The organism is Pseudomonas sp. 9.1(2019) (assembly GCF_009910445.1).
Lineage (GTDB): Bacteria > Pseudomonadota > Gammaproteobacteria > Pseudomonadales > Pseudomonadaceae > Aquipseudomonas > Aquipseudomonas paraversuta.
The window spans coordinates 90214-103132 of the sequence record NZ_VBWF01000003.1 but is presented as its reverse complement, the minus strand read 5'-3'; the positions used below and the strand labels follow the sequence as shown (position 1 = coordinate 103132).

Annotated in this window: 13 protein-coding genes; all 13 read left to right on the top strand. The window is 55.4% G+C overall.

The features are described from left to right. Nucleotides 1–9 precede the first annotated feature (9 nt). Nucleotides 10–882, top strand: a complete 873-nt coding sequence (locus FEZ21_RS03515) for a ParB/RepB/Spo0J family partition protein (protein ID WP_003437992.1) — start codon at nt 10–12, stop codon at nt 880–882. A 148-nt stretch (nt 883–1030) separates the two neighbouring features. Continuing rightward, entirely contained in the window at nt 1031–1438 is a 408-nt protein-coding gene (locus tag FEZ21_RS03510) for a F0F1 ATP synthase subunit I (protein ID WP_003437994.1), read from the top strand. A 16-nt stretch (nt 1439–1454) separates the two neighbouring features. Continuing rightward, the gene (gene atpB / locus FEZ21_RS03505) at nt 1455–2324 is read left to right on the top strand and encodes a F0F1 ATP synthase subunit A (RefSeq protein ID WP_003437996.1); all 870 of its coding nucleotides are present in this window, start codon (nt 1455–1457) and stop codon (nt 2322–2324) included. Between the two features lie 119 nt (nt 2325–2443). Next, complete coding sequence (atpE, locus tag FEZ21_RS03500; RefSeq protein WP_002555987.1) at nt 2444–2701, top strand: F0F1 ATP synthase subunit C; 258 nt, start codon at nt 2444–2446, stop codon at nt 2699–2701. A 57-nt stretch (nt 2702–2758) separates the two neighbouring features. Beyond that, nucleotides 2759–3229: a F0F1 ATP synthase subunit B gene (locus tag FEZ21_RS03495; protein WP_003437998.1), complete on the top strand. Its 471-nt coding sequence runs from the start codon at nt 2759–2761 to the stop codon at nt 3227–3229. A 12-nt stretch (nt 3230–3241) separates the two neighbouring features. Further along, nucleotides 3242–3778: a F0F1 ATP synthase subunit delta gene (locus tag FEZ21_RS03490; RefSeq protein WP_003437999.1), complete on the top strand. Its 537-nt coding sequence runs from the start codon at nt 3242–3244 to the stop codon at nt 3776–3778. A 21-nt stretch (nt 3779–3799) separates the two neighbouring features. Beyond that, on the top strand, nt 3800–5344 hold the full coding sequence (gene atpA / locus FEZ21_RS03485; RefSeq protein ID WP_003438001.1) for a F0F1 ATP synthase subunit alpha: 1545 nt from the start codon (nt 3800–3802) through the stop codon (nt 5342–5344). 50 nt (nt 5345–5394) lie between these two features. After that, nucleotides 5395–6255, top strand: coding sequence for a F0F1 ATP synthase subunit gamma (gene atpG / locus FEZ21_RS03480; RefSeq protein ID WP_003438003.1), 861 nt, complete (start codon nt 5395–5397; stop codon nt 6253–6255). Between the two features lie 27 nt (nt 6256–6282). Then, a complete protein-coding gene (atpD, locus tag FEZ21_RS03475) occupies nt 6283–7662 on the top strand; it encodes a F0F1 ATP synthase subunit beta (RefSeq protein ID WP_003438005.1) in 1380 nt (459 codons plus the stop codon). Nucleotides 7663–7718: 56 nt separating this feature from the next. Then, entirely contained in the window at nt 7719–8138 is a 420-nt protein-coding gene (locus tag FEZ21_RS03470; RefSeq protein WP_003438007.1) for a F0F1 ATP synthase subunit epsilon, read from the top strand. Nucleotides 8139–8252: 114 nt separating this feature from the next. After that, entirely contained in the window at nt 8253–9620 is a 1368-nt protein-coding gene (gene glmU / locus FEZ21_RS03465; protein ID WP_003438009.1) for a bifunctional UDP-N-acetylglucosamine diphosphorylase/glucosamine-1-phosphate N-acetyltransferase GlmU, read from the top strand. A 267-nt stretch (nt 9621–9887) separates the two neighbouring features. After that, a complete protein-coding gene (locus FEZ21_RS03460) occupies nt 9888–10655 on the top strand; it encodes a DeoR/GlpR family DNA-binding transcription regulator (RefSeq protein ID WP_003438010.1) in 768 nt (255 codons plus the stop codon). Nucleotides 10656–10664: 9 nt separating this feature from the next. Then, nucleotides 10665–12500, top strand: coding sequence for a glutamine--fructose-6-phosphate transaminase (isomerizing) (gene glmS, locus FEZ21_RS03455; protein WP_003438011.1), 1836 nt, complete (start codon nt 10665–10667; stop codon nt 12498–12500). Nucleotides 12501–12919: the final 419 nt, after the last annotated feature.

Genomic DNA, 12919 nt, shown 5'->3' with positions numbered 1-12919 from the left:
GGAAATCCCATGGCCGTCAAGAAACGAGGTCTCGGACGCGGACTGGATGCTCTTCTGAGTGGTCCTACGGTCAGCTCGCTGGAAGAACAAGCGGTCAAGGTTGATCAAAGCGAACTGCAGCATTTGCCCCTGGACTTGATCCAGCGCGGTAAATACCAGCCTCGTCGCGACATGGACCCCCAGGCACTTGAAGAGCTTGCGAGTTCGATCAAGTCTCAGGGCGTGATGCAGCCGATCGTGGTGCGTCCGATCGCTGGCGGGCGTTTTGAGATCATTGCCGGTGAGCGCCGCTGGCGTGCAAGTCAGCAAGCGGGCAAGGACACCATCCCTGCGATGGTCAAAGACGTACCGGATGAAACTGCCATTGCAATGGCGCTGATCGAAAACATCCAGCGTGAAGACCTCAATCCGATTGAAGAAGCCGTGGCCTTGCAGCGTTTGCAGCAAGAGTTCCAGCTGACTCAGCAACAGGTGGCCGATGCTGTGGGTAAGTCCCGAGTGTCTGTGGCTAACTTGTTACGGTTGATTTCACTGCCGGAAGTGATCAAAACCATGCTGTCCCATGGTGACCTGGAAATGGGTCATGCCCGGGCACTCCTGGGTTTGCCTGAAAATCAGCAGGTTGAAGGGGCGCGACACGTTGTCGCACGTGGTTTAACCGTGCGTCAGACCGAAGCCCTGGTTCGCCAGTGGTTGAGTGGCAAGCAAGAGCCTGCCGAACCGGTCAAAACCGATCCGGATATCACCCGGCTCGAGCAGCGTCTGGCCGAGCGCCTAGGCTCTGCGGTGCAGATTCGCCACGGTAAGAAGGGAAAGGGTCAGTTAGTCATTGGTTACAACTCTCTGGATGAGCTTCAAGGAGTGCTTGCTCACATCCGCTGAAACATTTCCTCATGTAGCGCGCAGTCGGAAATCACTACCTGACAGTTGAATAGGGGCTTAAGCGCCCCTATACTCTGCGCGCATTTTGTCGGCACAAATTATGCCAAGTTTTTTTCTTTTGGCAGCCGACCTTTGAGGAGCAGTTGTGATGGAAACCCGCACGCCAAACCGCTTGCCGTTCCATCGCTTGGCGGTATTTCCAGTTTTACTGGCTCAATTTGTCGTTTTATTGCTGGCTGCTCTGGGGCTCTGGCAATGGCATGGAGTCGTAGCCGGATATTCAGGACTCTGCGGAGGCCTGATAGCTTTGCTACCCAATGTGTATTTTGCTCACAGGGCTTTCCGGTTTTCCGGCGCCCGAGCAGCGCAAGCCATCGTCCGGTCGTTTTACGCTGGCGAGGCAGGCAAATTAATTTTGACGGCAGTGCTGTTCGCGCTGACGTTTGCAGGTGTGAAGCCATTGGCGCCGCTAGCTGTATTCGGCGTCTTCGTGCTGACCCAACTGGTCAGTTGGTTCGCTCCCCTGCTAATGAGAACAACACTTTCGAGACCTTAGGGCGTTTGAGGCAACCATGGCAGAAACAACCGCTTCGGGCTATATCCAGCACCACTTACAGAACCTGACCTTCGGGCAGCTACCTGATGGTGGCTGGGGCTTTGCTCACACCGTTGCAGAAGCTAAATCAATGGGCTTTTGGGCGTTCCATGTCGATACTCTCGGCTGGTCGCTGTTTGTCGGTCTGATTTTCATCCTCGTATTCCGCATGGCGGCCAAGAAGGCAACTTCCGGTCAACCAGGCGCACTGCAAAACTTCGTAGAGGTTTTGATTGAATTCGTTGATGGCAGTGTGAAAGACAGCTTCCATGGTCGCAGTGCCGTCATTGCACCACTGGCGCTGACCATTTTCGTCTGGGTATTCCTGATGAATGCCATCGACCTGGTACCGGTTGACTGGATTCCTCAGTTGGCGATGCTGATCACTGGCGACCCGCACATCCCTTTCCGTGCCGTACCGACGACAGATCCAAACGCGACCATGGGCATGGCCCTGTCGGTGTTTGCACTGATCATCTTCTACAGCATCAAAATCAAAGGCATCGGCGGTTTCATCGGTGAACTGACCCTGCACCCGTTTGGCAGCAAGAATATCTTTATTCAGGCGCTGCTGATTCCGGTGAACTTCCTGCTCGAATTCGTGACGCTGATTGCCAAGCCAATCTCGCTGGCTCTGCGTCTGTTCGGCAATATGTATGCTGGCGAACTGGTATTTATCCTGATCGCCGTAATGTTCGGCAGCGGCCTGCTTTGGCTTAGCGGTCTGGGCGTGGTGCTGCAATGGGCGTGGGCTGTATTCCACATCCTGATCATCACCTTGCAAGCGTTCATCTTCATGATGTTGACCATCGTCTACTTGTCGATGGCACACGAAGATAACCACTAAGACCCGTCTCGGCGAGTCTGGCGCCCCCTGCTCCGGCATGGGGGTGTCGCAAAATGATTTTGTTTTACCGCTTTAATCTAAAAAACCTAAACCATACGACGTAAAAGTCGGGAGGAAAGATGGAAACTGTAGTTGGTCTAACCGCTATCGCTGTTGCACTGTTGATCGGCCTGGGCGCACTGGGTACCGCAATTGGTTTCGGCCTGTTGGGCGGCAAGTTCCTGGAAGGCGCAGCGCGTCAGCCAGAAATGGTTCCAATGCTGCAAGTTAAAATGTTCATCGTTGCCGGTCTGCTCGACGCCGTAACCATGATCGGTGTTGGTATTGCACTGTTCTTCACCTTCGCGAACCCCTTCGTTGGTCAACTCGCTGGCTAATCACTCGAATTTTCGAGTTGATTAGAGTGATGGACAACGAACGAGCGAGGTGTTGGCGTGAACATTAATGCAACCCTGATTGGCCAGTCCGTTGCGTTCTTCATTTTTGTACTGTTTTGCATGAAGTTCGTGTGGCCTCCGGTCATCGCGGCATTGCAAGAACGTCAGAAGAAGATTGCGGCTGGACTGGACGCTGCTAACCGAGCAGCTCGCGACCTGGAGTTGGCCCAAGATAAAGCGGGTCAACAACTGCGCGAAGCTAAGGCTCAAGCAGCTGAAATCATTGAGCAAGCCAAGAAACGCGGTACTCAGATCGTAGACGAAGCCCGTGAACAGGCTCGCGTTGAAGCTGACCGTGTGAAGGCTCAGGCTCAGGCCGAGATCGAACAGGAAATCAACAGTGTCAAAGACGCGCTGCGCACCCAATTGGGTAGCCTGGCCGTTGAAGGCGCTGAAAAGATCCTGGGTGCCACAATCGATCAAAACGCGCACGCGGAGCTGGTTAATAAACTGGCTGCTGAAATTTAAGCGAGGGCGATCATGGCAGAATTGACCACGTTGGCCCGACCTTACGCTAAGGCAGCCTTCGAGCACGCCCAGGCCCACCAGCAACTGGCCTCTTGGTCAGCCATGCTCGGCCTGGCTGCAGCAGTGTCGCAAGACGACACTATGCAGCGCGTGCTCAAGGCCCCGCGACTGACGAGCGCAGAAAAGGCCGCCACGTTTATTGACGTGTGCGGCGACAAGTTCGATGTAAAAATGCAGAACTTCATCAACGTCGTTGCCGAAAACGACCGTCTCCCGCTATTGCCGGAGATCGCCGCTCTGTTTGACCTGTACAAGGCTGAACAAGAGAAGTCGGTAGACGTAGAAGTGACCAGTGCTTTTACATTGGACCAAGAACAGCAAGACAAACTCGCCAAGGTTCTCAGTGCACGACTCAACCGGGAAGTGCGCCTGCAAGTTGCGGAGGATGCCAGCCTTATAGGTGGTGTCATCATCCGCGCCGGCGACCTGGTTATCGATGGCTCGGTTCGCGGAAAACTCGCAAGCCTTGCCGAAGCATTGAAATCTTGAGTTTGAAGGGGCAGCAGAGCAATGCAGCAACTCAATCCTTCCGAAATAAGTGAAATTATCAAGGGCCGCATCGAAAAACTCGATGTGACCTCCCAAGCCCGTAACGAAGGCACCATCGTCAGCGTATCTGACGGTATTGTGCGGATTCACGGTCTGGCCGACGTAATGTACGGCGAGATGATCGAGTTTCCGGGCAGCGTCTTCGGCATGGCCCTCAACCTGGAGCAAGACTCTGTAGGTGCTGTTGTATTGGGCGCATACACGACTCTGGCTGAAGGCATGAGCGCCAAGTGCACTGGCCGCATCCTGGAAGTTCCGGTTGGTAAGGAACTGCTGGGTCGCGTAGTCGACGCACTGGGTAACCCAGTTGATGGCAAAGGTCCGCTGAACAACACCGAGACTGATGCAGTCGAGAAAGTTGCTCCAGGCGTAATCTGGCGTAAGTCGGTAGACCAGCCTGTACAGACTGGCTACAAGGCTGTCGATGCCATGATCCCTGTCGGCCGTGGCCAGCGTGAGCTGATCATCGGTGACCGTCAGATCGGTAAAACCGCTCTGGCGATCGACGCGATCATCAACCAGAAGAACAGCGGCATTTTCTGTGTATACGTAGCGATCGGTCAGAAGCAATCGACCATCGCCAACGTGGTTCGCAAGCTGGAAGAAAACGGCGCGTTGGCTAACACCATCGTCGTTGCTGCCAGTGCTTCCGAATCCGCAGCGCTGCAGTTCCTGGCACCGTACTCCGGTTGCACCATGGGCGAATACTTCCGCGACCGCGGTGAAGACGCACTGATCGTTTATGACGATCTGTCCAAGCAAGCAGTGGCTTACCGCCAGATTTCCCTGCTGCTGCGCCGTCCACCAGGCCGTGAAGCTTACCCGGGCGACGTGTTCTATCTCCACTCCCGTCTTCTGGAGCGCGCATCCCGCGTATCCGAAGAGTACGTAGAGAAGTTCACCAACGGCGCAGTGACCGGCAAAACCGGTTCCCTGACCGCACTGCCGATCATCGAAACTCAAGCTGGCGACGTTTCCGCGTTCGTTCCGACCAACGTGATTTCCATCACTGACGGTCAGATCTTCCTGGAATCGGCCATGTTCAACTCCGGGATCCGTCCTGCAGTGAACGCCGGTGTTTCGGTATCCCGTGTGGGTGGTGCCGCTCAGACCAAGATCATCAAGAAGCTGTCCGGTGGTATCCGTACCGCTCTGGCTCAGTACCGTGAACTGGCGGCATTCGCCCAGTTCGCATCTGACCTGGACGAAGCGACCCGTAAGCAACTTGAGCATGGTCAGCGCGTTACCGAGCTGATGAAGCAGAAGCAATACGCACCAATGTCGATCGCTGACATGGCGCTGTCGCTGTATGCCGCTGAGCGTGGGTTCCTGACTGACGTCGAAATCACCAAGATCGGTAGCTTTGAACAAGCGCTGATTGCTTACTTCAACCGCGATCACGCCGAGCTTATGGCGAAGATCAACGTTAAAGGTGACTTCAATGACGAAATCGATTCTGGCATCAAAGCCGGCATCGAGAAGTTCAAGGCCACCCAAACCTGGTAAGCCGCAGCGGGAGCCGCAAGGCTCCCGCTTGCTAACCTGATAGGTGTTACATGGCAGGCGCAAAAGAGATTCGCAGTAAGATTGCGAGCATCAAAAGCACGCAAAAGATTACCAGCGCCATGGAAAAAGTGGCGGTCAGCAAAATGCGCAAGGCACAAATGCGCATGGCTGCTAGCCGTCCTTATGCGGAGCGCATCCGCCAGGTTATTGGGCATTTGGCCAACGCCAACCCGGAATACCGCCACCCTTTCATGATCGACCGCGAAGTTAAGCGTGTGGGTTATGTGGTTGTGAGCAGTGACCGTGGCTTGTGCGGTGGTTTGAATACCAACCTGTTCAAGGCTTTGGTCAAGGACATGGCGGTAAACCGTGAAAACGGCGTCGAGATTGATCTGTGCGTGGTCGGCAGCAAAGGTGCGGCTTTTTTCCGTAACTTCGGCGGTAACGTCGTCGCTGCAATCAGCCATCTGGGTGAAGAACCGTCGATCAATGATTTGATCGGCAGCGTTAAGGTGATGCTGGATGCTTACCTGGAAGGCCGTATTGATCGCCTGTCCGTGGTGTCCAACAAGTTTATCAACACCATGACGCAACAGCCTACTGTGGAGCAATTGATTCCACTGGTGGCGACCCCGGATCAAGAACTCAAGCACCACTGGGACTATCTCTACGAACCGGACGCCAAAGAGCTGCTAGACGGCTTGATGGTTCGTTACGTGGAGTCGCAGGTGTACCAGGCGGTGGTCGAGAACAGTGCAGCTGAACAAGCTGCGCGGATGATCGCGATGAAGAACGCCACTGATAACGCCGGTGATTTGATCAGCGATTTGCAGCTGATCTACAACAAGGCGCGTCAGGCTGCGATCACCCAAGAGATCTCGGAAATCGTCGGCGGCGCTGCCGCGGTTTAACGGTTCAAATATTCAGAGGATCCAGCTATGAGTAGCGGACGTATCGTTCAAATCATCGGCGCCGTGATCGACGTGGAATTTCCACGCGAAAACGTACCGAGCATCTACAACGCGCTGAAAGTACAAAGCGCGGCCGGAACCACTCTGGAAGTTCAGCAGCAGCTGGGCGACGGCGTGGTTCGTACCATTGCGATGGGTTCCACCGAGGGCTTGAAGCGCGGTCTGGAAGTCACCGACACTGGCGCAGCCATCTCCGTACCGGTCGGTAAAGCGACTCTGGGCCGGATCATGGACGTTCTGGGCAACCCGATCGACGAAGCTGGTCCGATTGATACCGAAGAGCGCTGGGGCATTCACCGTCCTGCACCGTCCTTCGCTGATCAAGCGGGCGGCAACGACCTTCTGGAAACCGGCATCAAGGTTATCGACCTGATCTGCCCGTTTGCAAAAGGCGGTAAGGTTGGTCTGTTCGGTGGTGCCGGTGTAGGCAAAACCGTAAACATGATGGAACTGATCCGTAACATCGCCATGGAACACAGCGGTTACTCTGTGTTTGCTGGTGTGGGCGAGCGTACCCGTGAGGGTAACGACTTCTACCACGAGATGAAGGACTCCAACGTTCTGGACAAAGTGGCACTGGTTTACGGTCAGATGAACGAGCCGCCGGGTAACCGTCTGCGCGTAGCACTGACCGGCCTGACCATGGCCGAGAAGTTCCGTGACGAAGGTAACGACGTACTGTTGTTCGTTGACAACATCTACCGTTACACCCTGGCCGGTACTGAAGTATCCGCACTGCTGGGCCGTATGCCTTCCGCAGTAGGTTACCAGCCGACCCTGGCTGAAGAGATGGGTACTCTGCAAGAGCGCATCACTTCGACCAAGAACGGTTCGATCACTTCGATCCAAGCGGTATACGTACCTGCGGATGACTTGACTGACCCGTCGCCGGCGACCACCTTCGCCCACTTGGACGCCACTGTCGTACTGTCCCGTGACATCGCATCCCTGGGTATCTACCCGGCGGTGGATCCACTGGATTCGACTTCGCGCCAGCTGGACCCGATGGTAATCGGCCAGGAACACTACGACACCGCTCGCGGCGTTCAGTACGTGTTGCAGCGTTACAAAGAACTGAAGGACATCATTGCGATCCTGGGTATGGACGAGCTGTCGGAAGTCGACAAGCAGTTGGTATCCCGCGCTCGTAAGATCCAGCGTTTCTTGTCTCAGCCGTTCTTCGTGGCAGAAGTCTTCACTGGCGCTTCGGGTAAATACGTTTCCCTGAAAGACACCATTGCTGGCTTCAAAGGCATCCTCAACGGTGACTACGACCACCTGCCAGAACAAGCGTTCTACATGGTCGGCGGCATCGAAGAAGCGATCGAGAAAGCCAAGAAACTGTAATTCCGGCGCCCGGTAACGGGCGCTAATCAGGTTGAGGCAATCAGATGGCTAATATGATGACAGTCCATTGCGATATCGTCAGTGCGGAAGGAGAAATCTTTTCCGGTCAGGTCGAGATGGTGATTGCGCACGGCAGCCTGGGTGATCTTGGTATCGCTCTGGGTCACGCTCCGCTGATCACTGAACTCAAGCCAGGTCCGATCCGCCTGATCAAAATGGGTGGAGAAGCCGAGGTGTTTTACATCTCTGGTGGTTACCTCGAGGTTCAGCCGAACATGGTCAAGGTTCTTGCCGACACCGTGCAACGTGCTGCCGACCTGGATGAAGCCTCCGCTCAGGCCGCCGTCAAGGCAGCCGAGAAGGCACTGAACGAGAAAGGCGCAGATTTCGATTACGGATCTGCTGCTGCACGTCTGGCCGAGGCCGCAGCTCAGCTGCGCACCGTCCAGCAAATCCGCAAAAAGTTCGGCGGCTAAGCCTCCTGCTTCATTGTGTGATTGATTAAAAAGGGTAGCCTCGGCTACCCTTTTTCTTTTTCCGCGAATTACTTCTGGTCGCAGCCGCTGACCACCCAGGATTGGTAGCCAGTCATGTCTCTCGATATCGTTATTCTCGCTGCAGGTCAGGGCACCCGCATGCGTTCGGCCCTGCCCAAGGTTCTGCATCCCGTCGCCGGAAACTCCATGCTCGGGCATGTTATCCACAGCGCCCGGCAACTCAAACCGAGAGGCATCCACGTGGTCATCGGGCACGGGGCCGAGTTGGTCCGTGAACGCCTGGCGGCTGATGATCTGAACTTTGTATTGCAAGACAAGCAGCTGGGCACAGGGCATGCCGTCGCCCAGGCGCTGCCATTTCTGACCGCGCAGAACGTACTGATTCTGTACGGCGATGTACCCCTGATCGAGGTGCCGACCCTGGAGCGCCTGCTGAAACAGGTAGGCCCGGAGCAACTGGGTTTGTTGACCGTTAACCTGGCGGACCCGACCGGCTATGGCCGCATCGTGCGTGACGCCGAAGGCAAGGTCTGCGCCATTGTCGAGCACAAGGACGCCACCGAGGCTGAACGTGCGATCACTGAAGGCAATACTGGCATTCTGGCATTGCCCACTGGACGTCTGGCTGACTGGATGAGCCGGCTGTCGAATAACAATGCACAGGGCGAGTACTACCTGACCGATGTGATCGCGATGGCAGTTGCTGATGGTCTGGTGGTGGCCACTGAGCATGCCCACGACCCGATGGAAGTGCAGGGCGCCAACGACCGTAAACAACTCGCGGAGTTGGAGCGTCATTACCAGCTACGTGAAGCCCGTCGCCTGATGGCCCTGGGTGTGACCCTGCGTGATCCGGCGCGCTTCGATGTGCGCGGTGAAGTCACGGTCGGGCGCGATGTCATGATTGATATCAACGTGATTCTCGAAGGCCGTGTGGTCATCGAAGATGACGTGGTGATTGGTCCCAACTGTGTGATCAAAGACAGCACCCTGCGTAAAGGGGTGGTGGTCAAGGCCAACAGCCATATCGACGGTGCGGTGATGGGCGAGGGCAGCGATGCCGGTCCTTTTGCCCGTTTGCGTCCGGGTAGCGTGCTCGATGCCCGCGCCCATGTGGGTAACTTTGTAGAGTTGAAAAACGCCCACCTCGGCGAAGATGCCAAGTGCGGTCACCTGACTTACCTGGGCGATGCCGAAGTTGGGGCGCGTACCAACATCGGCGCGGGCACCATCACCTGCAATTACGATGGCGCCAACAAATGGAAGACCGTGTTGGGAGCCGACGTATTTATTGGTTCGAACAACTCGTTGGTGGCACCTGTGGATATCTCCAGCGGAGCCACCACGGCAGCCGGATCGACCATTAATCAGGACGTAGCCGTCGAACAGCTGGCCGTTGGTCGGGCACGGCAACGCAATATCGATGGCTGGAAGCGCCCGGTAAAGCTGCCAAAGCCTTGATTTGAAGTTATCCACAAGCGAAAACAGTGTTTTTGTGGGTAAAACAGGTTGTCGTATAACTGTTTAAAATCAGCAAGTTAGCAAAAGCCTTATCCACTGCCTGTGGATAAGGCTTTGTTTTATCCGCGTCTATATCAGCCAATCGCCCCGCCCTGCGCCAGCTCAGCGAGTTATTCACTGCTTAAAAGCTACAAAAAATTGTTGACGCTGATTACGGGATCGGGTCTCATTGCTTTCGTTATCTTTCGAAACGAAACTTAGGCTCTCATGTCGAAACGCAATACGCCTCAACGCCGCCACAACATCCTGGCTTTGCTTGCGCAGCAAGGTGAAGTCAGTGTGGATGAGCTGGCCAAGCGCTTCGAAACTTCCGAAGTGACGATCCGCAAGGATTTGGCCGCACTCGAAAGTAACGGTCTGCTGCTGCGTCGTTACGGTGGTGCCATCACCATGCCGCAAGAGTTGGTGAGTGATCCCGCCCAGCCCGTTTCTCTTTATAAGCAAGCCATTGCCCGTGCGGCGGTTGGCCTGATTCGGGAACATGCGCGCATCATCATCGACAGCGGCACCACCACCGCTTCGATGATTCCACAATTGGGCCAGCAACCTGGTCTTGTGGTAATGACCAATTCGTTGCATGTCGCCAGGGCCCTGAGCGAACTCGAACATGAACCCGTGCTGTTGATGACCGGCGGTACCTGGGACCCTCATTCCGAGTCCTTCCAGGGCCAGGTGGCTGAGCAGGTGCTGCGTTCATACGATTTCGATCAATTATTTATCGGCGCTGATGGCATCGATCTGTTGCGTGGCACCACAACTTTTAACGAATTGTTGGGCCTGAGCCGAGTCATGGCCGAGGTCGCGCGTGAAGTGATTGTGATGGTCGAGTCCGACAAAATTGGTCGCAAGATACCCAACCTGGAACTGCCCTGGAGCAGCGTCCATACCCTTATTACAGATGATCGCTTGTCCATGGAGGCACGCGAACAGATTCAGGCCCGGGGCATAACACTGTTATGCGCCGCCCTAAGCTAGGAGAATATTATGTGTGGAATCGTTGGCGCAGTCGCTGAACGCAATATCACGGCCATTCTGCTTGAAGGCCTGAAACGTCTTGAATACCGGGGCTACGACAGCGCCGGTGTAGCAGTGTTTACCCACAACGGTACGCTGGAACGCATGCGCCGCAATGGCAAAGTGGCCGAGCTGGAACAAGCTCTGGCCGGTGAGCCGCTGATGGGGCGCCTGGGTATTGCCCACACCCGTTGGGCGACCCATGGTGCACCCAGCGAGCGTAATGCTCACCCGCATTTTTCGGGTTCCGACCTGGCTGTCGTGCACAACGGCATCATTGAAAACTACGAAGCCCTGCGCGAACAGCTCAAAGGCTTGGGTTATGTGTTCACGTCGGACACCGATACTGAAGTGATCGCACACCTGCTCAATCACAAACTCAAAGATCAAAGCGACCTGACCGAAGCCTTGAAAGCCACGGTTAAAGAGCTGCACGGTGCATACGGCCTGGCCGTCATCAGTGCCAAACAGCCGGATCGTCTGGTTGCTGCACGCAGTGGCAGCCCGCTGGTGATTGGCCTGGGCCTGGGTGAAAACTTCCTGGCTTCCGATCAATTGGCATTGCGCCAGGTCACTGACCGCTTCATGTACCTGGAAGAAGGCGATATCGCTGAAATCCGCCGTGACAGCGTGCAAATCTGGGACGTGAACGGTAAAAGCGTGCAGCGTGAAACCGTGCAGTACCGTGATGGTGCTGAAGCTGCGGACAAAGGCGAATACCGTCACTACATGCTCAAGGAAATTCACGAGCAACCAGCGGTGGTGCAACGCACCCTGGAAAACCGCCTGGGCCAGGACCACGTACTGGTTCAGGCATTCGGTCCACAGGCTGCTGAATTGTTCGCCAAAGTGCGTAATGTTCAGATCGTTGCCTGTGGTACCAGCTATCACGCGGGGATGGTTGCCCGATACTGGCTCGAAAGTCTGGCCGGAATTCCGTGCCAGGTTGAAGTGGCCAGCGAGTTCCGTTATCGCAAGGTCGTGGTCCAGCCTGACACCCTGTTTGTTTCGATCTCGCAATCGGGCGAAACCGCAGACACCCTGGCTGCACTACGTAACGCCAAAGAACTGGGTTTCCTCGCCAGCCTGGCGATTTGTAACGTTGGCATCAGCTCACTGGTACGTGAGTCTGACCTGACCCTGCTGACCCAAGCGGGTCGCGAAATTGGTGTGGCTTCGACCAAAGCCTTCACCACCCAGCTGGTTGGCTTACTGTTGCTGACCCTGTCTTTGGGGCAGGTGCGTGGCACTCTTGAAGCCGGTGTCGAAGCGCAACTGGTTGAAGAACTGCGCCGCCTGCCTGCGCGTTTGGGTGAAGCACTGGCGATGGATGCCACGATTGAGAAAGTCGCCGAACTGTTTGCCGACAAGCACCACACCTTGTTCCTGGGGCGTGGCGCGCAGTTCCCGGTAGCGATGGAAGGTGCTCTCAAGCTGAAAGAAATTTCCTATATCCACGCCGAAGCTTACCCGGCAGGCGAGTTGAAGCATGGTCCGCTGGCACTGGTGGATAACGACATGCCGGTGGTCACCGTGGCGCCGAACAACGAACTGCTGGAAAAACTGAAGTCCAACCTGCAGGAAGTTCGTGCCCGTGGCGGTGAACTGATTGTGTTCGCTGACGAGCAAGCAGGTATGACCAATGGCGAAGGTACCCATGTGATCAACATGCCGCACATCCATGATGTACTGGCGCCGATCCTTTACACCATCCCGCTGCAATTGCTGTCTTACTACGTTGCCGTGCTCAAAGGCACCGATGTGGATCAGCCACGCAACCTGGCCAAATCGGTCACCGTGGAATAAGCAGTTAGCGTTGAGCGTAATTGGATTTAGAGAACTTAATTTGTTGCAGGAGCCGGCCAGGTCTTTCCTACCGCCTCCTGCCTTGAGCAACTCTACAATCTGCATCACGCACGCAAAGCGAGGTCCCGTCCTTGGGGGCCTCGCGGCTGATGGCCGAACACTGAGCAATAGGTGCAGTTATAGTTGCAAAGCGCCCGCAGCCTCCGGCTGGTCCGGGCCTGAATACGGAGACCCTTTGCCACAGTTTTGATTGTCTAACTGCAAGGCTCTCTAAACCCGTTTGTTAATCTCGGTGGATTTATATTTATCCATTTGCCGTCGTTTTTTCGCCACAAATATGACTTTTATATATAAATCCAACAGGCGTTAAATATAAAGAATGCTGAGGCCTGGAGGTTTCTATAAGTGCTTTATGTGTA